At 58.8% G+C, this 23,442-nt stretch carries 17 protein-coding genes; 10 read left to right on the forward strand and 7 right to left on the reverse strand.

Annotated elements, in window-relative coordinates:
* Positions 1 to 133: 133 nt before the first annotated feature.
* From lon to GPL81_RS10860, 3 genes are all read right to left on the reverse strand, one after another.
* Positions 134 to 2,551 carry an endopeptidase La gene (gene lon, locus GPL81_RS10850; protein WP_160106717.1) on the reverse strand — a complete coding sequence of 806 codons (2,418 nt, stop codon included), beginning with the start codon at positions 2,549 to 2,551 and terminating at the stop codon, positions 134 to 136.
* 314 nt (positions 2,552 to 2,865) lie between these two features.
* Complete coding sequence (locus GPL81_RS10855) at positions 2,866 to 5,274, reverse strand: glucose/quinate/shikimate family membrane-bound PQQ-dependent dehydrogenase (RefSeq protein ID WP_160106718.1); 2,409 nt, start codon at positions 5,272 to 5,274, stop codon at positions 2,866 to 2,868.
* Between the two features lie 222 nt (positions 5,275 to 5,496).
* Positions 5,497 to 6,879 carry a carbohydrate porin gene (locus tag GPL81_RS10860; protein WP_160106719.1) on the reverse strand — a complete coding sequence of 461 codons (1,383 nt, stop codon included), beginning with the start codon at positions 6,877 to 6,879 and terminating at the stop codon, positions 5,497 to 5,499.
* Positions 6,880 to 7,222: 343 nt separating this feature from the next.
* Here GPL81_RS10860 and GPL81_RS10865 point away from each other — a divergent pair, with 343 nt between their 5' ends.
* Together GPL81_RS10865 and GPL81_RS10870 are read left to right on the forward strand one after the other, a co-directional pair.
* Positions 7,223 to 7,453 (forward strand): VF530 family protein, encoded by a 231-nt coding sequence (locus tag GPL81_RS10865; RefSeq protein ID WP_095193720.1) that lies wholly within the window; start codon positions 7,223 to 7,225, stop codon positions 7,451 to 7,453.
* 2 nt (positions 7,454 to 7,455) lie between these two features.
* The gene (locus tag GPL81_RS10870) at positions 7,456 to 8,100 is read left to right on the forward strand and encodes a Pr6Pr family membrane protein (protein WP_160106720.1); all 645 of its coding nucleotides are present in this window, start codon (positions 7,456 to 7,458) and stop codon (positions 8,098 to 8,100) included.
* Positions 8,101 to 8,193: 93 nt separating this feature from the next.
* Here the strand turns inward: GPL81_RS10870 and GPL81_RS10875 are convergent, their stop codons facing one another.
* Positions 8,194 to 8,985 (reverse strand): siderophore-interacting protein, encoded by a 792-nt coding sequence (locus GPL81_RS10875; protein ID WP_160106721.1) that lies wholly within the window; start codon positions 8,983 to 8,985, stop codon positions 8,194 to 8,196.
* Positions 8,982 to 9,557: a PadR family transcriptional regulator gene (locus GPL81_RS10880; RefSeq protein WP_160106722.1), complete on the reverse strand. Its 576-nt coding sequence runs from the start codon at positions 9,555 to 9,557 to the stop codon at positions 8,982 to 8,984. Before GPL81_RS10880 ends, GPL81_RS10875 begins: the two co-directional genes overlap by 4 nt.
* Before the next feature lie 502 nt (positions 9,558 to 10,059).
* On the opposite strand from GPL81_RS10880, the gene GPL81_RS10885 reads away from it, so the two are divergent.
* From GPL81_RS10885 to GPL81_RS10905, 5 genes are all read left to right on the forward strand, one after another.
* The gene (locus GPL81_RS10885) at positions 10,060 to 10,563 is read left to right on the forward strand and encodes a CS1 type fimbrial major subunit (RefSeq protein WP_160106723.1); all 504 of its coding nucleotides are present in this window, start codon (positions 10,060 to 10,062) and stop codon (positions 10,561 to 10,563) included.
* A gap of 121 nt (positions 10,564 to 10,684) precedes the next feature.
* Positions 10,685 to 13,210: a TcfC E-set like domain-containing protein gene (locus tag GPL81_RS10890; RefSeq protein WP_160106724.1), complete on the forward strand. Its 2,526-nt coding sequence runs from the start codon at positions 10,685 to 10,687 to the stop codon at positions 13,208 to 13,210.
* Between the two features lie 63 nt (positions 13,211 to 13,273).
* The gene (locus tag GPL81_RS10895) at positions 13,274 to 14,014 is read left to right on the forward strand and encodes a molecular chaperone (protein WP_160106725.1); all 741 of its coding nucleotides are present in this window, start codon (positions 13,274 to 13,276) and stop codon (positions 14,012 to 14,014) included.
* A gap of 59 nt (positions 14,015 to 14,073) precedes the next feature.
* Positions 14,074 to 14,562 (forward strand): CS1 type fimbrial major subunit, encoded by a 489-nt coding sequence (locus GPL81_RS10900; RefSeq protein WP_160106726.1) that lies wholly within the window; start codon positions 14,074 to 14,076, stop codon positions 14,560 to 14,562.
* Between the two features lie 36 nt (positions 14,563 to 14,598).
* The gene (locus GPL81_RS10905) at positions 14,599 to 15,861 is read left to right on the forward strand and encodes a hypothetical protein (RefSeq protein WP_160106727.1); all 1,263 of its coding nucleotides are present in this window, start codon (positions 14,599 to 14,601) and stop codon (positions 15,859 to 15,861) included.
* Positions 15,862 to 15,894: 33 nt separating this feature from the next.
* Here GPL81_RS10905 and GPL81_RS10910 read toward each other — a convergent pair whose 3' ends face one another.
* A complete protein-coding gene (locus tag GPL81_RS10910; protein WP_160106728.1) occupies positions 15,895 to 19,008 on the reverse strand; it encodes a transglycosylase domain-containing protein in 3,114 nt (1,037 codons plus the stop codon).
* Between the two features lie 241 nt (positions 19,009 to 19,249).
* Positions 19,250 to 20,374 (reverse strand): OpgC family protein, encoded by a 1,125-nt coding sequence (locus GPL81_RS10915; protein ID WP_160106729.1) that lies wholly within the window; start codon positions 20,372 to 20,374, stop codon positions 19,250 to 19,252.
* Positions 20,375 to 20,616: 242 nt separating this feature from the next.
* On the opposite strand from GPL81_RS10915, the gene GPL81_RS10920 reads away from it, so the two are divergent.
* From GPL81_RS10920 to GPL81_RS10930, 3 genes are read left to right on the forward strand one after another with little or no spacing between them, the layout of a single operon-like run.
* Positions 20,617 to 20,991: a GtrA family protein gene (locus GPL81_RS10920; RefSeq protein ID WP_160106730.1), complete on the forward strand. Its 375-nt coding sequence runs from the start codon at positions 20,617 to 20,619 to the stop codon at positions 20,989 to 20,991.
* Entirely contained in the window at positions 20,988 to 21,929 is a 942-nt protein-coding gene (locus tag GPL81_RS10925) for a glycosyltransferase family 2 protein (RefSeq protein ID WP_160106731.1), read from the forward strand. Before GPL81_RS10920 ends, GPL81_RS10925 begins: the two co-directional genes overlap by 4 nt.
* A gap of 1 nt (position 21,930) precedes the next feature.
* Positions 21,931 to 23,439: a glucosyltransferase domain-containing protein gene (locus GPL81_RS10930; RefSeq protein ID WP_160106732.1), complete on the forward strand. Its 1,509-nt coding sequence runs from the start codon at positions 21,931 to 21,933 to the stop codon at positions 23,437 to 23,439.
* Positions 23,440 to 23,442: the final 3 nt, after the last annotated feature.

Consider the following 23,442-nt stretch of genomic DNA (forward strand, 5'->3'; position numbering starts at 1 on the left):
CGTGAGTGCCGACGCCTTCGCGGGCAAGCCCGCTCCCACAGGGTTTTGCAGTGGGCACAAAATTTGTGAACACCACCAACCACTGTGGGAGCTGGCTTGCCAGCGAAGGCAATCAAACAACACTGGATATCCGTCAGAACAACACTTTCGCCACATCCGCAAACCGCTTGGCGAAGTGCACGGTAATGCCTTCTTTCAGATACTCCGGCAATTCCTCGAAATTCCCCCGGTTCGGCTCCGGCAGGATCAGTTCGAAAATCTTCTGCCGCCGCGCCGCAATGACCTTTTCCCGCACGCCGCCAATCGGCAGCACGTGCCCGGTCAACGTCAGTTCGCCGGTCATCGCCACGCCTTTCTTCGGCGGCTGGTTGCGCGCCAGCGACAGCAGGGCGCTGGCCATGGTCACGCCGGCGCTCGGGCCGTCTTTGGGCGTCGCGCCTTCCGGCACATGCAGATGCACGAAGGCTTCGTCGAAAAACTTCGGATCGCCGCCAAACGACTTCAGATTGGAACTGACGTAGCTGTAGGCGATTTCCGCGGATTCCTTCATTACATCGCCCAGTTGCCCGGTGAGTTTGAAGCCACGGTTCAACGTGTGAATCCGCGTCGCTTCAATCGGCAAGGTCGCGCCGCCCATGCTGGTCCAGGCCAGGCCGGTGATGACGCCGGTTCCCGACAGCACCTGCTCGTTACGGAACACCGGTTTGCCCAGCGAGGTTTCGAGGTCTTTCGGTCCGAGCTTGATCACCGCGTTCGGTTCGTCGAGCAGTTTCATCACCGCCTTGCGTACCAGTTTCCCGAGATTTTTTTCCAGCTGGCGCACACCCGCTTCACGGGCATAACCGTCGATTAAAGCCTTGAGAGCATTGTCGCTGATGCTCAAGCTGCCTTTCGACACCCCGGCTTTCTCGAGCTGTTTCGGCCACAGGTGGCGCTTGGCGATGGCGACTTTTTCTTCGGTGATGTAACCCGACAGGCGAATCACTTCCATGCGGTCGAGCAGCGGGCCGGGGATCGAATCCAGGGTGTTGGCGGTGCAGACGAACAGCACTTTCGACAGGTCCATCCGCAAGTCGAGGTAATGGTCGAGGAACTCGACGTTCTGCTCAGGATCCAGGGTTTCCAGCAGCGCCGAGGCCGGGTCGCCCTGGTAGCTTTGGCCCATCTTGTCGATTTCATCGAGCATGATCACCGGGTTCATCACTTCGACGTCTTTCAACGCCTGCACCAGTTTGCCCGGCTGCGCACCGATGTACGTGCGGCGGTGGCCCTTGATCTCGGCTTCGTCGCGCATGCCACCAAGGCTGAAGCGGTAGAACGGCCGGCCCAGGGATTCGGCGATGGATTTGCCGACGCTGGTCTTGCCCACGCCGGGTGGCCCTACCAGCAGCACGATGGAACCGCTGATCTCGCCTTTGTAGGCGCCGACCGCGAGGAATTCGAGGATGCGGTCCTTGATGTCATCAAGGCCGGCATGGTGTTTATCCAGCACCTTGCGCGCGTGCTTGAGGTCGAGTTTGTCCTCGCCGTACACGCCCCACGGCACCGAGGTTGCCCAGTCGATGTAATTGCGGGTCACCGCATATTCTGGCGAACCGGTTTCGAGAATCGACAGCTTGTTCATTTCTTCTTCAAGGCGTTTCTGCACCTGCGTTGGCAGGACTTTGCCCATCAGCCGCTGCTCGAACTGTTCGAGGTCGGCGCTGCGGTCGTCCTTCGTAAGACCAAGCTCCTGCTGGATGACCTTGAGTTGTTCCTTGAGGAAGAATTCGCGCTGGTGCTCGCCGATCTTGCGGTTCACTTCGGCGGAAATTTCTTTTTGCAGGCGCGCGACTTCGACTTCCTTGCGCAGCATCGGCAGGACTTTTTCCATGCGCTTGAGCATCGGCACGCAGTCGAGCACTTCCTGCAGTTCGCTGCCGGTGGCGGAGGTGAGCGCGGCGGCGAAGTCGGTCAGCGGCGACGGATCGTTAGGGCTGAAGCGGTTGAGGTAATTCTTCAGCTCTTCGCTGTACAGCGGGTTGAGCGGCAGCAGCTCCTTGATCGCATTGATCAGCGCCATGCCATAGGCTTTGACCTCGTCGGTCGGCTCGGTGGGCTGATGCGGGTATTCGACTTCCACCAGGTACGGCGGGCGATGGTGCTTAAGCCAGGTCTTGAGGCGTACGCGGGTCAGGCCCTGGGCGACGAATTGCAGTTTGCCGTTTTCGCGGCTGGCGTGGTGCACCTTGACCAGCGTGCCGTACAGCGGCAGGGCCGAGGTGTCGAAGTGGCGCGGATTGTCCTGGGGCGTGTCCATGTAGAACAGGGCCAGGGAATGGTGTTCGGATTTGGCCACCAGGTCGAGGGTTTCGGCCCAGGGTTCTTCATTGACGATGACCGGCAGCACTTGGGCCGGGAAGAACGGTCGGTTGTGAATCGGGATGATATAGACCTTGTCCGGCAGGTTCTGGCCAGGCAGGGCGAGGCCTTTGCCGGTGGAGTGGTGCGGGGCGTTTTCCGGATCGGCGTACTCGCTGGAGTCTTCGGGGAATTCTTGCTGGTCGCTCATGGGGGCACCTGCGCAATGGGTATGGGTCTTAGATGGGGCAGGTTGGCGGTGGTTTCAATGATGCCTTGGGGTTAGTGGATCATTCGACGGTGTATTCAGCAGGGATTCAGGTTAGCTGGATTTTGCACCGACACAGCCCCCTGTAGGAGCGAGCCTGCTCGCGATGGACGTCAACGATAACGCTGGAAGCCTGGTACCCCGCGGGGTCCTTGCTACCATCGCGAGCAGGCTCGCTCCTACAGGGGGACGGTGGTGTGCAAAGAAAAAGGCGACTCCCGTTGGGGAGCCGCCTTTGATTTTACTGCCGCTGGAAATTACTCGGACAGTTTGTACGCAATCACATAGTCACCCTGTTTGGTGCCCAGCGAACCGTGTCCGCCGGCGACGACGAGCACGTATTGCTTGCCGTCCTTGCCGGCGTAGGTCATTGGCGTGGTTTGTGCGCCGGCCGGCAGGCGGCCTTCCCACAGTTGCTTGCCGTTTTTCACGTCGTAGGCACGCAAGTACTGGTCGAGGGTACCGCTCAGGAAAGCCACGCCACCGGCGGTGGTGAAGGTGCCGCCCAGGCTTGGCACGCCCATGCTCAGTGGAATCGGAACCGGCGAGCTGTCGCGCACGGTGCCGTTCTTGTGCATCCAGATTTTTTCATGGGTGGTCAGGTCGACGGCGGCCACATAGCCCCAGGCAGGTGCCTGGCACGGCAGGCCCATGGGCGACAGCAGGGGTTCGAGCACCACGCCGTATGGCGCGCCTTTGTTGGGTTGCACGCCTTCGGTTTCGCTTTTGCGCGGGCCTTGTGCGGCGATTTCCGCCGCCGGGATCAGTTTGGATTTGAAGGCCATCCAGTCCGGGTTCACGAATGCGATCTGGCGCACCGGATCAACCGAGATGCCGCCCCAGTCGAACACGCCGAAGTTGCCTGGATAAACAATCGAACCTTGCAGCGATGGCGGCGTGAACGGACCGTCGTAGCGCATGGATTTGAAGGTGATCCGGCAAACCAGTTGGTCGAACGGGGTGACGCCCCACATGTCGCGCTCTTTCAACGGTGGCGGCATGAAGTTGAGGTCGGATTTCGGTTGGGTCGGCGACGTGTGGTCGCCTTCCACCGCGCCTTGCGGCACCGGCACTTCGTTGATCGGCACGATCGCCTGGCCGGTGCTGCGGTCCAGCACGTAAATGCTGCCTTGCTTGGTGGAGGCCAATACCGCGGGCTTCACGCCGCCAGCGGTTTTCAGGTCCATCAAGGTTGGCTGGCCGCCGACGTCCATGTCCCACAGGTCATGGTGGGTGAACTGGAAGTGCCAGCGCACTTTACCGGTGGCGATGTCCAGGGCGGTCAGGCCGGCGGCGTGCAGTTCCGATTCGGGCGTGCGCGCGCCACCGAACTGGTCCGGGGTCTGGTTGCCCATCGGCAGGTAGAGCATGCCGAGTTTTTCATCGACCGCGAACATGGACCACATGTTCGGCGAGTTGCGGGTGTAGGTCTTGCCCTCGGCAATCGGCGTCGTATCGTCCGGTTTGCCGCTGTCCCAGTTCCACACCAGTTTGCCGGTATGTACGTCGAAGGCACGGATCACGCCGCTTGGCTCGTCGGTGGACACGTTGTCGGTGACATGACCGCCAATCACCACCAGGTCCTTGGTGACCGCTGGGGGCGACGTGGAGTAGTAACCACCGGCGGTGAAGCCGCCGATGTTGGCACGCAGGTCGACCTGGCCCTTGTCACCAAAGTCTTCGCACATCTTGCCGGTGTCGGCGTTGAGGGCGATCAGGCGGGTGTCGGCAGTGGGCAGGAAGATCCGGCGCGGGCAGGCGCTGGTCACCGCTGCGCTGGCGCTGCCGGTCGGGCTTGTTTCCGAGGCGTACACGGCATCATCGTGATAGGTCACGCCACGGCAAGTCATGTGCGCCCAACCCTTGAAGTTCGCCGCGTTCTGCGTGGAGAGCTTCGGATCGAAACGCCAGATTTCCTTGCCGGTGTCCGGGTCGAGGGCGATCACCTGACTGTGCGGCGTGCAGACGTAGAGCATGCCGTTGACTTTCAGCGGGGTGTTCTCGGCGGTGGTTTCGCCCGGGTCGTTCGGCCCTGGCAGATCGCCGGTGCGGTAGGTCCAGGCTGGCACCAGTTTGTGCGCATTCTGCGGGGTGATCTGCGCCAATGGCGAGTAACGGTCGCCGTGGGCGCTGCGGCCGTAGGAGTTCCAGTCACCGTCCGGCATGGCCGGTGCGGTGTTGGCCATGCCCGGCACGCTGTCGCGGTCCAGTTGGCCTTTGATTTCACCGGGATTGGTGAACTGGCTGGCCAGCGCGGCCACGCCGGCGATGACCACGGCCACGCTCAGTGCGCCAGTACCCACGGGGGCGGCGCCTTCGCGCAGTAACGGACGACGGAACCACGGCAGCAACAGGACGATGCCCAATGCAAACAACATCGCCAGGCGCGGCACCAGTTGCCACCAGTCGAGGCCGACTTCCCACAGTGCCCAGACGGTGCTGGCGAACAGCACCAGTGCGTACAGGCCCAGCGCAGCGCGACGGGCGGCGATCAGCAGGACGCCGGTCAGTGCCAGGCCGATACCGGCCAACAGGTAATACAGCGAGCCGCCCAGCAAGCTCAGCTTGATTCCCCCGGCCAGCATGGCCAGGCCCATTAGCAGAAGCAGGATACCGAGCAGGCTCGGCAGCAGACGGCTTCGACTCAAAGCACCATCAGTGCTCATAGTGTGGTTCTCCGTGACGTTTGATTAGTCCCGCGCAAGTTCACTGTAGATGATGATCTTGTGCGGGCAGGGTTCAGATGAAACTGGTTGGGGCGCTACATTCCCTGTAGGAGCGAGCCCTGCTCGCGAAAAACCTGAGAGCAGCGCGGGGTATCAGGTTTCCAGCGTCATCGTTGACGACCATCGCGAGCAGGCTCGCTCCTACAGGGTTGCGCGTGTTGGTTAGAACGATGACTGGATCTTGATCCCGCCAATCAGCGCGTCGTCGACCTGGTCCACGCCACCGGGGTGGCGGATGTATTGCAGGTTGGGGCGCACGGTCAGCCAATTCGTGACATGCACGCCGTAATAGAGCTCGGCGCTGTATTCGGTGTCCTGGGGCGGCAGGAACGACGGATCGTCGAAGTCGAAAACCCCGTGGGCCTGATTGGTCGCCTCGGCATTTTTGCGAAACGCGGGGTTGACGTGGACGCGGGCCAGGGCGAAGCCGATGTCGTCCTTGGCGCGGGCGTCCAACAGGCCTTTGTAGACGACACCGGCCTGGACGTAGTTGTCGATGGCGTTGGTTTTCTTGTCGTGCATCGTCCCGTTGGCGAACACACTCAAACCCCGGCTGTTATCGCTGGCAATGCTGGTGATTTGCTGCTGGATGCCGAGCCACACACCGTGTTTGCTCGAGGCACTGCGATAAGCCTCGCCACTCAGGGCGGCGGGCTGGCCATTACTGTCCTTGTAGACATCGGTGGCATTGGCGCTGCTGTAGTAGTAACCGGCGCGGTATTCGCCCGGCAGGCCGTTGAGCTTCGGTGTCCACACCAGCTCCACCGGCAGGATCGCGCCCTGGGTGCCGCTGCCGCTGAGCTTGAAGCCGTTGTTGCGATCCAGGTTCGACGGGTTCTGCTCGTAGGCGCCGACCTGCGCGTACAGCTCAGGCGTCAGGTGATATTTGACCCGCAGCGCCCATTGGCTGACCGGCCAGTTGTACCAGATGTCGCCGACCCAGTTGCCGACCTGGGAGCCGCAGAACGCCAGGTTCTGGAAGTCGCAGGGAAAGCTGTTGAAGTCTTCGCCCTCACCGAAGCGGCCGACCTTGATGTCGAGCTTCTGGTCGAAGAATTTTTGCTGGTACCACATCTGCGTCAGCCGCCAGGTCTGCCCGCGACCCCAGACTTCCTGGGCCGAGGTGAAGCCGCCGACGCGCGGATCATTGATGCGGTCGTTGCTGATGTTGTTGCCGTTGCGCTCAGTGATGGTCAGCTGAAATTCCGCGTCGTCCCAGCCGAGGATCTTCTGCAAATCCAGATGCGTGCCGAAACCGAACTGGTCGCTGTAGCGTGCCGTCCGGTCATGGTCGTAACCACCGTGCAGATTGCTGCCCATTTCGCCGGTGTAATCGACCTTGAAGTCGTAGCCTTTTTCCGCCAGTTCAGTGCGCGTACCGTTCCAGTCGCCGAGCATCCACGGTGAGTCGCTGTCGAAGGCCGGGGCGGCCTGAACGCAGGTGGCGAGGCTGAATGCGGTGAGTCCGCCGATCAGGTTCAGGGATTTGTGGCCAATGGCAGGCGTAAAGACAGCGCTGTCTTTTGAGGTTTGTAAATCAGGCATTCTTGATCTTTTTCTGGGAAATGAACGGAAGCAGCAAAACTGAAGGGGGTTGCGGAAGCGTTTCAGCAGAGGCGTGCGCAAGGATAATGTTCTGTTACAAATAGAGAAAGGGCTTTTGCTGACATGCATTCTTTCGTAATCGGTAATAGTGAGTCGTACACCTGTGGGAGCTGGCTTGCCAGCGATAGCGGTGTATCAGTCAATATCGTTGTTGGGCATGAAATTGCTTTCGCTGGCAAGCCAGCTCCTACAGTTGCGCCTACATTAAACAGACCGCTTCCCCCCAACGTAGCCCTCGGCTAAGGTGCGCGGCTTCCCATTCCTACATCACTGAAGGCCCTGCATGACCGAACAGACCCACGACCCGCTGCACGGCGTGACCCTGGAGCAAATCCTCAACGCCCTGGTTGAACACTACGAATGGTCGGGGTTGGCCGAGCGCATCGATATTCGCTGCTTCAAGAGTGACCCGAGCATCAAGTCGAGCCTGACGTTCCTGCGCAAAACCCCGTGGGCGCGGGAGAAGGTCGAGCGTTTGTACGTGAAGTTGATGCGCACCAAGCGTCCGCTCTGAACATGGCTATCCAGTCAGTCGCGCGGCGTCGTTTTGTCGCCGTGGCCGCCATTCTTGGCTGGGCCGGATTGAGCATTCAGATGTACCTGATTTTCCATTCACGCTGGACACTGGCGGCCAGCCTGTTGGGCGGGCTGGTGAGCTTCTTCAGTTATTTCACCGTGCTGAGCAATACGCTGGTGGCGACTGTCCTGACCTGTGAACTCACGTCCCGCGAGTCCGCCGCTCGCCGCTGGTTTTTACAGCCGTGGGTCAGCAGTGGCATCGCCGTGAGTATCGCGGTAGTCGGCCTGGTCTACAGCTTGTTGCTGCGCCATCTATGGCATCCCGAAGGCTGGCAGTGGTTGGCGGATGAACTGCTGCACGACGTCATGCCGTTGCTGTTTCTGGTCTACTGGTGGTGCTGGGTGCCAAAAGGCACGTTGCGGGTGTGGCACATCGCACTGTGGATGATTTATCCGCTGGTGTATTTCGCCTATGCGTTGTTGCGCGGGCATTTGCTGGCGGCTTATCCGTATCCGTTCATTGATGTGGGGAAGCTGGGTTATCCACAGGTGTTCGTGAATGCGGTGGGGTTGTTGGCGGGGTTTGTGCTGATTGCCTTAGTAGTGGTTGGACTGGATCGTCAGCGTTCCCGCGACCTGTAGGAGCTGGCTTGCCAGCGAAGGCGGCCTTTCAGTTAGTCAATTGTTATCTGATCCACCGCTTTCGCTGGCAAGCCAGCTCCTACAAGGGGGCGTTTATTCTTCGCTGGTGTCTTCCAGTCGCCAATAGCCGACGGCTTTCACGAATTGATCGTTCAAGCCATGTTCATCCAATAGTACCCGACGAATCTGCCGCGACACTTTGCTCTCGGTCGCGACCCAGGCGTACAGGCTGCCGATAGGGACCTGTACCTGCCGCACGGTGGCCAGCAAATGGTCCTTGCCCCCTTCGCGCAACACCCAGATCACATTGACCTGGGCAGCACTCTCCAGCACTTGCTGCTCCTTGCCGTTTTCCACTTCGACAATCACTAATGCACGGCGGTTGGCCGCCAGGCCTTCCAGGCGCCGGGCGATGGCGGGCAGGGCGGTTTCGTCGCCGATCAGCAGGTAGCTGTCGAAGATGTCCGGCACGATCATCGAACCCCGGGGCCCGCCGATGTGCAGGAACTGGCCCGGTTTGGCCTGTTCGGCCCAGGTTGATGCAGGGCCGTCGCCGTGGAGCACGAAGTCGATGTCCAACTCCTGCGTGTTCAGGTCATAGCGACGAGGTGTGTAGTCGCGCATCGCGGGCATTGGTCCATCGTTTTTACCGGCACCGAGCACCAGGGTTTCCAGCGCCGCTTGTTCCTCTGCATTCTGCGGGAACAGCAGTTTGACGTGATCATCCGTGCCAAGGCTGACAAAGCCCGCGAGTTCCGGTCCGCCCAAGGTAATCCGGCGCATGCGCGGCGTCAGATCGACCACCCGCAGCACTTCCAGACGACGACGTTTGATTTCATGCATGACACGGTGAATGGTTTGCGATGGGTCGATGATGTCAGTCATTCGGCGGTCTCCTGAGCGGCTGTAACGGCAGGGCCGTCGACGATGGCTTTCGCAGTGTTATTGAGCAGGTCGCGAACCCGCAGGATTTCTTCCTGGCTCCAGCGACCATGGTGCATTTGCAAGGCATGGCGCAGGTTATGCACCGCCTCATGGATCTCGGGCGGGCGGTCATGGCCGCGCAACGATCGTTTGCTGACCTCGATGCGCATGCGCACGCCATCCAGCGCAATCGCCTGCTCGGCCAACGAAAGACGACCGGCATCAGTCACGCTGTAGCGTTTTTTTCCGCCTTCGGCATCGCCGGAAATCACTTCGCTTTCTTCCAGAAACGTCAGGGTCGGGTAGATCACGCCAGGGCTTGGGCTGTAGGCGCCGTCGAACATGCTTTCGATCTGGCGGATCAGGTCATAGCCATGGCATGGCTGCTCGGCGATCAATGCCAGCAGCAACAATTTCAGGTCGCCGGGGGCGAATACACGGGGGCCACGGCTGCCGCGCTCGCGGGCGGGGCGCTTCTCGAACCCGTCGCGGCCGTCACCGTGTTCGCGGTGGGGGGAATGATGGTCTCTCATTGGGATGCGTTCTCTTGTCGTGTTTAGATACAACGTAAGATATATCTTTTGTCGAAGCAAGACGTTTTCCCGGACCATGGCTGTCGACGACCAGCGGTAGGTGACGCGGAAAAATACTGTAGAGAGAACCTGTCAATGATCTTATTTTTCCCTGTCCGAAAATAACTTTAAAGTTAAAGTGATCGCTCTATTGTGGTTGAGCGTATTTTGAAAGCAGTCTAATCCCCGTATTTGCTAGTTTGAGTCGCTGTAATCTTTTTTATAAAAAACTGTATGTAGTCTAGGTATTACAGCTGTCACTTTTAGTTGCGTGATTATCGCGTTTTTGCTTTCTTGAGATATACCGGCCTGACTACAGAATCAGCAGAAACGTCCTACTTACTTTCCGGAGGAGTTGGCAGATCATGCGTCGGCGTTGAAAGTTGGTATCCCTGTCGCGGAACACCGTAAAAGGTTTCAACTTTCAATGAATCGTTTTCTCTTTAAAAACAGGTATTGATTAATGTTCAAGAAAATCGCAATCGCTACTCCATTGGCCGTTCTGGCACTGAGTTCTTCCATGGCTTTCGCTGAAGGTGAAGCGCGTCATGCCATCCAACTGGTTGCATCGATTCCAACCAACGTTTTCCACGTATTGCCGGTAGACCCGGATTTGATCGTCAAGGATCAACGCCTGAGCTACGACCCGATCGCCGATCAGCTGAGCACTTTGCGCGCTCTGTTCGACACTAAAAATACCAATGGCTCGATTCACGCGATGCTTGAAGAGGAAGCCTATCTGTCCAACGGTGTCGCCGCCGAAAAGATCCCGTTGGCCGTGACGTTCAACGGCAAGCCGCTGAACAATTCTACGGCGGTGGAAGTGGTTGGCGATGCCGAGTCCACCCCAGGCAAGCGTGTTGAACTGGTGGTCGCTCCTACCAAGCCTGCGACCGGTGGCTATAAGGCAGGTGAGTACAGCGGCGTCGTCGCCATGCGCTTCGATGCGGTCCTTCCTACACCTTGATGTTGCTTGACGCCTGATGAGAGCAAGTCTCATCGGGTACGGTTTACCGGTCGGCAGGTCATTGCACCTGTCGGCCGGGATTTTTACTGGATCGATCGTTCAAACACAGAGTATCCCGTTCATGTTCCCGATGACTCCCATCGCGGCTGCACTCGCACTTTTTTTCTGCGCAAGTGCATTAGCTTCGCCAACTAACAATGGCACCACACCCCGAAGTTTGCTGGCTCAAGCCAAAGGTCTGCCGGCGGACTTCGAAGAGCACTTTTTCGATGTGCCATTGGCTGTTCGAGTGGAACTTGATCAACAATTTTTAGGTGAGGCGATGATCGTGTTATCCCGCGATGATCGAATCACCCTGCTCGAATTTGCAGATGTTGGCGACAGTAATATTTCTGCCAGCGAACGTGAAACCTGGGCCACCTATTTAAAGAAAGGCGTGGCTTTGGGCGCTTGCCAGGGCAGTTGCCCGGAACAGATGCTGGCCGTGCATTACAACTTGCAGAATTCATTGGTGTCGATTGCCACCGAAAACGCCGAGCGCAACACCGATGCCAAGCGTTATTACGATCTGCCCGAGGGCGGCAGCAGCGGCTTGATCGTGCGCAACCAGTTGAACCTCAACGGTGGCCAGGAACAGGACCTGGGCGGGCGTTATGGCCTGGAAGCCAGCAGCAGCCTGGGCAACTGGACCCAGAGTGTGAACATGCAACTGGCCCGCCTCGGTGGCCCGGACGACAAGCTCTACCACGCGGTGCACGAGCTTTATACCCAGCGCGAGCTCGAAGGCAGCTTCTTTCGCCTGGGTTATTTCACCCCCAATTCCGAAGGCCTGAGCCGTCAGCCGCGTTCATTCGGCGCCAGCCCCGACATTGCGGCGGGCCTGATGTACGGCAGCTCCGACAGCCTGGCCATCAACACCCCCCAACCCGCTGTTTATCCGATCTATGTCACCGCCAACCGCCAGGCGTCGGTGGAGATCTTTCGCAACGGTTTGCTGATCAACACTCAACCGGTCGATGCCGGTCTGCAAACGCTCGATACGCGCCCCTTGCCGGGCGGGATCTACGAAGTGGAAGTGCGCCTGATCGAAGACGGTCAAATCACCTCCACCACCCAGGAGCTGGTGTACAAACCCACCAACTGGCGCAACCAGGACAGCCGCTGGCGCTACAACCTGTTCGCCGGGCAGGAAAGTAAATTGCTCAGCAACTACGACGAGCGGGCCTACGGCGACTTGACCGCCGGTGCCGCCGTCAATTTCCTGCTGCACCCTCGGGTGATTCTCGGGGTGTCGGGTCGCCAGGTGCGGGACAAGATGCAATACGGCACCTCGGTCGACTGGACCCTGGCCAACAACACCAGCCTGTTCGCCAACGTCTATGAGACCGAAGACCACGGCACCGGCATGGACCTGCAAGCGATGTACAACTATGGCGCCGGCAGCGTGTTTGCCACCCATAGCCGCAGTTGGCTGGACACCACCAACACCTTCGAAACCTTGCCCGACGGCACGCGGGTGCGTCAGCGCAATGTGTTCATCGGCCAGACCAGCAGTTCTTCGTTGTCAGTGAACCATCGGCTCAGCAGCAAAAGTTCGGTCAATGGCCGAGTCTCGCACAGCGATGGCAATGTCGAAGGCGTTGGTGTCGATCTGGGCTGGACCCAGCGTGGCAATCTGTTCGGCAGCGATGCCAACTGGCGCTTCTCGGTGTTCGATCGTCCCGGCAGTTTCAGCAGTGGCGACACACGCAATCGCGGCGTCGATCTGAGCGTCAGCCTGGCACTCGGCGGGCCGGGTGAGCAGTGGTCCGGCAGCATCGGTACGCGCACCTCCCGTGACGGTGGCCGCGACAATAATGCCTCGCTCACTTACCGCAAGGATTTGCAGGACCATGTACTGCAAAGCGTATCGGCCACGACGATTACCGATACCTACGGCGTCGGCCTGTCCGGTACCGCGAATTTCCGCAACGACGCCTTCAATGGCGATGCCTTCGTCCAGCGTTCCTCGTTCAATGACAACCTCACCGGTGGTTTGAACTTCGACAGCACCGTGGCCGTGGGCGGCGAGCGAATCGTCATGACCAGCCAGCATCACGGCTCCGGCGCCGGGATGATTGTCGACGTCGAGTCCGACATCGATGACATCGCCCTGCGGGCCGACGACTTGAGCGGTGGCAGCGCCAGCCTGCGACCGGGGCGTAATTTCATCCCGATCACCGCCTACAAGAACAGCTCGGTGAGCTTCGATTTCGAAGGCAACCACCCGCCAGCCGCCAGCATCCAGCCGCCACGCACCCGCTATCACCTGAACAAGGGCGGCGTCGACTACCGCAAGATCACCGTCAGCAAAACCCTGACCGTCCTCGGTCGTTTGATCGACCCGCAGGGCAAGCCGCTCAAGGGGCATCACGTGATCAACCATGCCAGCCGTGGGGTGAGTGAAGTCGATGGGTTCTTCTCCATGGAAATGAATGCCGGTTCGCCAACCCTCGAAGTGCGACATGGTGATCAGTTGCTGTGCCAGTTCCGACTCGATACGGCCAATGCGCGCAGTGAAAACAATGTGCTGATGATCGGGGATCTGCGGTGTACGCCGGACACGTTGGCGGATGCGACTTATAAGGCTGAAAAAAGCGCGGGCTGATCTGTCTTCCAAGTCATGAAGTTCAAACATTTTTTTTATTTGACACTTTTAAGGTTGAGCATGATGAAACGGTTATTGGCAGTCTTTGGTTTTACGTTATTGCCCCATGTCGCACTTGCAGGTCCGCAGATTAATGTCGGCGTGGTTTATGACTATTTGGACGGTGATAAAAGTACTTACTTGAAACGCGTCTTCAATGGCGGCGACAGCACGGCGTTTGTGAAGGTGAACATCCTTGAAATCGTCTACGACGCCGATGGCACATCGCGGGAAATTCCGCTCACCACCCAGGCCGATGCGAGCGCCAGAGACGGCCTGATGGCCAGCCCGGCGCGGTTGATCGTGCCGGCCAACGGCATGCAGGGCACGCGTCTGCTGTACATGGGCGAGCGGGAAAAAGAGCGTTATTTCCGTGTGCGCTTCGTACCGGTGGTTCCGGAAAAGGAAGATGAATTCGCGGTGTCGGCCGAAGAGCGTGACGAATACAAAAAGGGATTGTCTGCCGGTGTCAACGTATTGGCCGGGTACGGCACGGTGTTTTTCGTGCGACCCAAAGAAACGCGCTATGACAGTGTGATCAATAACGGTCCGGGAAAGTACGAGATTCGCAATAACGGCAATAGTGTCGTGGTGATTGACGAATTCAAGGACTGTTCAGTGAAAAACGAAAGCGAATGCCAGCCCACCACTAAACATCACATTCTGGCGGGGCGGACTTTTCAGTTCGATAAACAAGTTGGCCGTGAATACCGCTTCACCATGATTGAAGGTTCGGCGACGAAGAAGCTGGAGATAAAGGGATGATGCGCGGCTCCATGTACTCTTCAAGTCGGGCCTCGACGAGCCAGTGACAGGTGAACACTATGTTTAAAGTTATATTGACTACAATTTCAATGATGATGTTGGCGCTCACCAGTACCTGCGCTTTTGCAATCAGGATTAGCGAAACCTTCGATGTCTCGGTCACCATCCCGACCGCCGCGTTTCATGTAATACCCTCAGATCCTGACTGGATTCACCTGGAACAACGCCTGAACTGGAACCCTGTCACTTCCGAACTGAGCTCGCTGCGTAAACAGTTTGATGTCAAAAACGAAAATGGCGCTATCTCGGCTCGTTTGCATTTCGAACCCTATCTAAGTAATGGCAGGGAAACTGACGATATTCCATTGATCGTCAAGTTCAACAATAAAAGACTCACGCTGGATCCTGACGAAGTTGTGTCGGAAGTGGAGGGTCGAGCGGGAAAGCGCGTAGGTCTGGAAATTGCCGCCGTTAAACCGGGAGACGGGTATAAGGCGGGTGATTATTACGGCAACGTCCATATGATTTTCGAAGCCATCGCGCCTTGATCATTTTTTACTTACAAGCGGCGAAAGTGTTCAGAGATGCTCAATCTAACGGGTTTAAAAGTGAACTTGATCAATAAGCTTCCGCAAGGGGCAAAATGGCTACTGAGCAGTGTTGTATTGGCAGGTGGTTACATGGCGACGGCAGACGCTGCGGTGCAAAACATTACCGCTGTGTTCAGGCCTGACCCTTCGAACCCATTGATTAATAAGTTCACCAATACCACGCCGGAAAGTGGCGTCTGTCCGGGGCATATCCCTCAGCGATGCAAGGATTTGGGGATTTTCAGCATTCGCACGGCCGATATTATCTTTGACTCCATCAAACCCATCCCGGCCAATCATGAGAACCCACGGGAAGGCTTCATGGCCAGCGTTCCCTCGGAGTGGCGTGCTCTGCAAGTCGTCAACACGAAGACGGGTGATGTTCAGACAGTGGAAATGCGTATCGCCGGCATTGGCGCCAAGTCCTGGCCTGCCTATCCACCCGGGACCGAAGCATGGGGGCCGCGCTGGAACATTTGGCCAAACGCGCCTGCGCCTTGCCAAAGTACTGGATATGCAGCGGGCAATCATCTCTACATGCTCTGGTTCTGGATCATCCCCCAAGGCGTGGGAGCCTGTGGCCGCACAGCATTGTTTGAGGTGCCTTCGATGATTTTTGATCTTTTTGAGTACGCCTACGAGATCAAAACGCCGAACCCGCTGACCATGGCGGTTGGGCAATACACCGGTTCGATCAATTATTCGATTGGCCCCGGTCAGGACTTCGACTTCGGCGATGTAATGATCCCCCGTGACAACAACCTGACCTTCAACGTGACGCTGGATGTGGAGCATACGCTGAATGTCGAAATCCCCCCTGGCGGAAACAAGGTCGTGCTGCTGCCTCAAGGCGGTTGGCAAGCCTGGCTGAACCAGGGACGCAAACCGACGCGGTTGTTCCGCGATCAGACTTTCAATATTTCCGCCTCCTCGCGCTTCAAGATGCAGCTTGAATGCCAGAACGTGGATGGTAATAGATGCGGCCTGTTGGAGCCAAAGTCTGGGCATGGGGTTCCGCTGAATGTCAGTGTCACGTTACCGAATGGCCTGACAGACTCCAGCGGGCAACCGGTCAATCGCCGACCCTTGCTGCGTGACGGCAGTGGCACCGAACTGTTCCAGCCCGGTTTTTACGTCGACCGAAAACCCGGTACCCTGCATTTCGACATCGACAGGGAACATGTCGAACAGATGCTGACGGGGGGCGAGAAGACCTACTCGGGCAATGTCACCGTGGTCTGGAATTCGGAAGTTTAGTTTCCGACCCTCAAAGGCGCTGCCGGTCTGACCTCAGCGCCGTACCATTTCAACCGGCAGACACTGCGTATGGCTACCCGGTTGCAGATAAGGATTGAGAATCGGTGCCATCCCCTTGAGCACCTGCACGGGTAACGCAGAGGTGAAGGTGAAGCTCTCGGCGCTGCGCCCCGGCACGAAGGCGGTCAGGGTGCCGAAGTGGGTATCGCCGATGTAGAACACGAAGGTGGCGGTGCGGTTGATCGATTTCGAACTCAGGATGCGTCCGCCCGAGCCGAACGCTTCAATCCGGTTATCGCCGGTGCCGGTCTTGCCACCCATGGCCAGCGGGGTGCCATCGGGCAGTTTGAATGTGCCGGCCACCCGTTTCGCGGTACCGGCATCCACCACGTGTGACAGGGCTTCGCGCATTGCCGCGGCGACTTCGGAAGGCATGACCCGTTTGCCGACATCCGGGTCATTGATCAGTTTGGTTTCATACGGCGTGTTGGCCGCGAAGTGCAGGCTGTCGATGCGCAGTGTCGGCATGCGCACGCCGTCGTTGAGAATGGTGCCGATCAGTTCGGCGAGGGCAGCGGGGCGGTCGCCGGAGCTGCCGATGGCGGTGGCCAGCGACGGCACCAAATGGTCGAACGGATAGCCGACTTTCTGCCAGCGCTGGTGAATGTCGAGGAACGCCTCGATCTCCAGCATGGTGCGGATACGGTTGTCGCGGGCGCCCTTGTGCCGGCTCTTGAACAGCCAGCTGTAGACTTCCTGGCGTTCGAACTGGCTGGCCTTGACGATGTCCTTGAACGTGGCATCCGGGTGGGTCAGCAAGTAGCCCATCATCCACAGGTCCAGCGGGTGCACCTTGGCGATGAAGCCCTGGTCCGGCAAGTCGTAGCTGCCAGGGCCGTAGGACTCATAAAGGCGCTGCAGACGCTCGTCGGTGAGTTTTTCGGTGAGCTTGGTCTCCGCGAGGTGCGAGCGCACGAAGTTGTTGAAGCTTTGCTGACTGGCATGGGGCAGCAGGTAACGGTGCACGGCGGCCAAGCGGATCGGCGTCGGGTGCATGGCATCGAGGAAGGTCTCGAGCCGTGCCTGGGTGTCCTTGTTCTTGTACTTCTTCCAGAACTTCAGGAGGAACGACGTACCCTCGCGATCGGCGAACTCGGCCAGGTATTCCTGACGCCGGGGATCGCGGTCGTCCTTGAGCAGTTCGGCACTGCTGTTGGGACCGGAATAGGTGGTGTAGCGCACCAGGTCACGCATCAGGCGGATGAACGGCAGGTTGATCGATTCCCGAATGGCATCACGCAGGGTCGGCATGCGGCCGTTGTCTTCCTTGCGGAAGTTGTGGAACACATGCAACCCGCCACCGGTGAAAAACGCTTCGCCGGGGCTGGCCGAGTATTTGCGGTCCAGCGCGGCACTGAGCATGGGCGGCAGGCTGCGGTCCTTGTTCTGGATCAGGTAATCGACCACCCAGCGGCTCAGGTGATCCTGCTCCGGCACCTCGACTTTTTTCAGTTCCGGCACGGTCATCCCGGCATATTTGTCGTGCAGCTCGGAGATGATTTGCAGGTAGGTGGTGAGCACGCGCATTTTTGCGGTGGAGCCCAACTCCAGTTTGCTGCCTTCGTTGATGTCGAATGGCTGATCGGTGCTGTCGGTCTGCACCCGCACCCGGGAGCCGTCCGGGGTCAGCTCGAACAGGGTGAAGCTGTAGCGCACCTGGGTGGTGCTGGTGGGGGTCAGCAAGCGCTCGCCCATCAGGCCGATTTCTTTCGCATATTCCGGATCGGCGAGTCTTTTCAGGTACGCGGTGGCCTGGGTTTGCAGGTCGCCTTGCAGGGTGCTGGTGGCCGAGAGGTCCAGGCGGTCGAGGTCGTACAGTGGACGGTTGAGCAACCCGGCCAACCGGCTGCGCGCCACGCTGATGCCCTTGTTGGTTTCGATCGGCTGGATGGTCGGCTGGGTCGCCCAGTCGCGGTACGTGACCTTGCTGGCCAAGGCCGCGGCGGCGAAAGGTGCATCGATCACATTGTTCTGCGCCAGCAAACGGATGTGGCTGTCGGTGAGGTCGGCCAGTTCATCACGGCCCTTGGTCAAATAGTGGGAAGGGCGGCGCTGGGCAATCATTAGCGACAGCATTTCGCGCAGGGCCAGGCCTTTTTCCGCCAGGCTTTGCGGATCCTTCGCGTCGCTGGCCAGGATTTCGTTGGCCTTGGTGAAATCGGCGCCGTACCACACACGCAACCCTTCGGCCATGCCATGCACTTCACCGTGGCCGGGTACCGCCGACAGGGGCACGCTGTTGAGGTAATCGCGCACCACGTTCTGCCGGACCTTGATCGTTTCCGGCCCATCTTGATAGGCGCGTACGCTGGCGGAAATCATCTGGCGGATTTTCTCCCCGCCGGACACGGTCAAGCCATCGGGCGAGTGCCGGTACTTCTCCAATTGCGTCGCCAGGGTACTGCCGCCCGCCGACTGGCCGGGCAAATGGAGCATCTTGGCGACCTGGGTATAGGCCGCCATGCCGAACCGCGGCCAGTCCACGGCCGGGTTAGCCAAGGGTTGGCGCGGGTCGAGCAGGAAACGGTTTTCGATAAACAGCAAGCTGTTGACCACCACCGGCGGAATCGATTCGAAGCTGGAGTAGAGCTGTTGCGGGTAGTTGAACTGGTACAGCGGTGCCGCCTTGCAGTCAGTGATCGACAGGCCTGCCTGGATTTTTTCCGAATAGGGCACGAACAAGCCCTTGTCGCTGTAGTTCATCAGCGCCGGGGAAAAGCGGGTCTGGGCGGTAATCACATAATCGCGCTTGAGCAGGCGCGGCAGGAACTCGCCCAGGGAGCTATAGCCCAGGCGCAGATCGAACGGGCCGGCACCCGGGTAATGAATCGCATCGCTGGGACCGGGTTTGAGCTCATAACTCAGGGTTTTGGCAAATTTGCTGACCTCCCGGGCCTGAAACCTCGAGGTGCGCATCTCCTTGGACGCCGCGAGGCCTACCACGATTGCAATAATCAGCATCAACAACCAGAAAGCCTTCCAGCCGTGCCGGGAACGGCGGGGTTTTTCAGGTAAAGGCGCTTCGTCATCCACTCGTTCAGTCGGGACCACAGTTTTACTCGAATCGGTTTGCCATAACGCGCCCATAGTCGACTGATCCATTCACGCAGATTGATCGGACTTGTCTGAAGCTTAGACGGTGGATGGCAATGGTGAAAAAATTGTGACCCTCCAAATATCGTGGATCCAATTTTTTCCTGTTGGCCTCGCATTACCTTTGTAGGAGCTGGCTTGCCAGCGATAGCGGCTTAACATTCAACATTGTTGCCGGCAGGCCCACCGCTTTCGCTGGCAAGCCAGCTCCTACAAGGGTTACGGTTTTTTTGTATCAGGCGGGCACGGTTTGCAAGGGTCGATTCAAACGCTTGTTGAATTCCAGCCACGCCCCCAGCAACGCCATCAACCCGGCGCCCACCAGCGCCGTGAAGGTCTGCATGGCGAAGGCATCGTCGGTCATGGCGTTGACCATGTCCGCCAAGGGCGCCAGCAGCACGCCAAGGCAGAAAATCTCCAATGAGAAACGCCCCATGCGACAGCTTTGCTGCGCCAGCCAGTTTTGTGTCCAGCCGGTGTCGGGCAGCACTTTCGCCGTGACGTACGCCAGTGCCAGGAAGTGCAGCAGGCGCGCGGGCGACAGGTTGGTCTTGCTGATCGGGTACAACAGATTGCCCAAACTGGCCGGCATCAACGCGTCGTGAAGGTGTGGCCAGCGCCATGCGACGGTCAGCACCCCGGCAAAGGCCACGTACAGCGCCGCAGTCATGAATAGCGGCTGGCGCAGCAATGGCCGGGTATCCGGCACGCGTGGGCGCTGTGCGTGAATCGCGGCGGCGCCACCCAGCACGAACAGCAGTTGCCAGGCGACGGGGTTGAAGTACCACACGCCGTCCTTGATCGCGGCCAGGTTCCAGCCAAACAACGGCACCGTCAGGTACACCGCCAGCGACATGGCCACCACTACCCAGGCCTTGCGCACCAGCATCGGCAGCACCAGCGGCAACCCGGCCAGCAGCACGATGTACAGCGGCAGCGGGTCCATCAGGTTCGGTTTGAAGCGCAGCAACAGTTCATCGATCAGCGCCTGCTGTGGATCGCTGATGAAGTGATGCATGCCCATTTCTTCCACCAGGTCGCGGGTTTCCACGTGGCTGTTGGCGAAAAACACGATGCCCATCAGCATCGCCAACAGGAAGATGTGCACCACATAAAGCACCCACGCACGCCGCAGGATCTTCACGCAGGCGATCAGGTAGCCGTCGCGCGCGAGGATCTTGCCGTAGGCCAGCACGGCCGCGAAACCTGCCAGGAACACGAAGACTTCGGCGGCATCGCTGAAGCCGAAGTTGCGCAGGGTGATCTGGCCCAAAGGGTTGTGGGGCACGTGATCCCAAAAGATGAAGATCAGTGCCAGACCACGAAAAAAGTCGATCCGGTGATCGCGTGCTAGCGTCATGACGGCAGGCTCGTAAACGGGTGTTGAACAAAGAAGTCGCCAAGGCGCGAAAGATTGCGTGCCGCACATTGGCGGCGCGCAGGGTGGACCGATTCACCGGTAATTGCAAAGTCGGGGTATTTCGGGATGTTGATGCAGTGCTTAACCACTGGTCTGAAAGGTCGTCATACCTGCGATTTCTGACAGTAGACAGGCTCAAATGATTGAGGAAATGTGCAGCGTGCTCAGCCAGGGATTTCATCATGAGACGTTTGTGGAAAGGCTTTTCCAGCTACACGGTGATCGGGGTCGCCAACACCCTCATTCATTGGCAGATTTTCTTCCTGCTGAGCGTGGCGGCGGGTCTGCGTCAGGCTGCCAGCAATCTGGCGGCCTTCTGCGTTGCCGCTTCGTTTTCCTTCTACATGAATGCGCTTTATACCTTTGACAGAAAGGTATCGGTCGGTGGCTATCTGCTGTTCATGGCCGCCATGGGGGCGTTGAGTTATGGCGTCGGTCATGCCGGTGACCTGTGGCGGTTGCACGGCTTGCTGACCGTGGCGCTGTTTTCGGCGTTGAGTCTGGTGTTGGGCTTCCTGTTTTCCAAGTACGTGGTGTTTCGCAGGCGCAATGCATGAAGATCTCGCTCATCGTTCCGGTGTTCAACGAAGAACAGGCGATCGAGTTGTTCTATGGTGCCGTGCGACGCGAGTTGAAGCTTGGTGATGCCGAGGTGGAAATCGTCTTCATCAATGACGGCAGCACGGATGGCACGGCCGAACGCGCCACCGCACTGGCGCAGGCGGACGATCAGGTCATGTTGATCAATTTTTCCCGCAATTTCGGCAAGGAGCCGGCGCTGTTCGCCGGCCTGGAATACGCCACCGGCGATGCGGTGATCCCGATGGACGTCGACCTGCAGGACCCGATCAACGTGATCCCGTTGCTGATCGAGCAATGGCTCAAAGGCGCGGACGTGGTGCTGGCGAAGCGCCGGGACCGCAATTCCGACAGTTATCTGAAACGGCGTAGTGCGTCGTTGTTCTACCATCTGTTGAATCGAATTTCGTACACCCCGATCGAAGAGAACGTCGGGGATTTCCGCCTCATGGACCGCAAGGTGGTCAACGTGATCCGCACCCTGCCGGAGCATCAATTGTTCATGAAAGGCGTGCTGTCCTGGGCCGGGTTCAACACCGTGGTGGTGGAGTACGAGCGAGCGCCGCGCGTGGCGGGGAACAGCAAGTTCAACGGCTGGAAACTGTGGAACCTGGCGCTGGAAGGCGTGACGTCGTTCAGCACCGTGCCCTTGCGCTTGTGGACGTATGTCGGTGGCATGATCTCGATCTTCGCCGTGCTGTATGCGGTGTACATGGTGCTGGACAAGATTTTCAACGGCAACAACGTGCCCGGCTATCCCTCGTTGATGACCGCCATTCTCTTTCTCGGCGGCGTGCAATTGATCGGTATCGGCATCCTGGGCGAGTACATCGGACGGATCTACATCGAGGCCAAGCATCGGCCCCGGTATGTGGTCAAAGACATCGTCGGCGGCAAAGCGCAGCGCGGGCCGTAGCATGGGCAGGTCCAGTGATTTTTTCGTCAAAGAACTCGGCAGACGCCAGGTCTGGCTGTTTTTTCTGCTCGCGACGTTTGTGTATGTCGTGCCGCTGATCCTCGCGGACTATCCCTACATCGATGATAACTGGCGCTCGCTCTCGGCCGGCATGGCCTGGGCAGAGCAGGGGCGAGTGTTCGCCGAGTTGTTCTACAACGCACTGACCTTCAGCAATGGCGCGCCGAATATCTTTCCCTTGCCGTTGTTGATCGCCACCCTGGCCATGTCCTCGGCATTGACTAGCCTGACGTTTCATTACTATCGCCAGCCGACCATCGTTGGCTGCCTGGTGCTGTTGCCACTCTGGTACAACCCGTTCTTCCTGCAAAACCTGTCCTACCAATACGACGGCGCACCCATGGCCTTGAGTCTGGTGGCGGTGATCTACGCCATCACCTTTCGCCACCCTTCGCGCAACGTGCAATGGCTGGTGCCTTCGTTTCTGATTGCGCTGGCGCTGGGGTTGTATCAGATCAGCCTGAATGTGTTTCTCGGGCTTTGTTGTCTTGAGTTGCTCAGGGCTGCCGACGACAAAATGCCTTGGCCGCAGTGGGGCGCCCTGATTGGCTGGAAGTTTGCCCAAGTGGCGCTGGGCTGGCTGATTTACGGCGTTACGGCCTATCCGTTCATGGGGAACAATCGCACCTTGTTGCTCAACCTGTCGGCCCGGCCCTTGCTGCAAATCGACGTCAACATTGGCCGGGTCCTGGAAAAAGTCGTGCTGCTGTTCCATGGCGGATTTGCCTGGGTGTTCGCCGGGCTATTGCTGTGTGCCATTGCGGGGGCGGTTCACCTGGGGAGGAACGTCGCCCGACGCCAGGAAAGCGGGCCGAAGCGAGTGTTGATCGGCCTGCTGTGCGGGCTGACAGTGCCGGTGGTGATGCTGCTGGTATCGGGTGTGGCACTGATCTTTCGAGACTTCAACGAAGGTGCCAGAACCCTGATGGGTTTTGCGGTGTTGCTGGTGCTGCTGTTCTATCTGAGCCATCTGGCGCTGGCGTCCGTGCATGAGCGATTGCCGCTGCTGTTGCTGGTGCCTTTGGTGGCAATGCTCTCGCTGTCGTTTGCCTATGGCCGGGTGCTGACGATGCAGAAGACCTTCGCCACCAGCGCGCTGTACAGCCTTGAGCGCGATATCAGCAGTCATCCCGCCTTGCGCGAGGCCAAGCGCATTTACATGTCGGTGACCTATTCCGATCACTGGTTGCTGGGGGCCGCCGGCTCATTCAAGCAGATGCCGGTGTTGCACTATCTACTGAACATCGACTTTTACATGCTGGCGGAAAACCTGCCCAAGGTGGGCATTTCCAACGTGGTGGCGGAACGGGAGCGGCGCAATGCGACGCGGGTGGGGTATCAGCATTTCACGCCGCTGGTGGAGAGCCCGTTTTACCGGATATACCTCCTGGGCGATTACGGTTTTATCGTCATGAAAGAACCGGCCCCGATCAAATCGCTTTCCTGGTAAAGC

It is taken from the genome of Pseudomonas izuensis (assembly GCF_009861505.1).
GTDB lineage: Bacteria > Pseudomonadota > Gammaproteobacteria > Pseudomonadales > Pseudomonadaceae > Aquipseudomonas > Aquipseudomonas izuensis.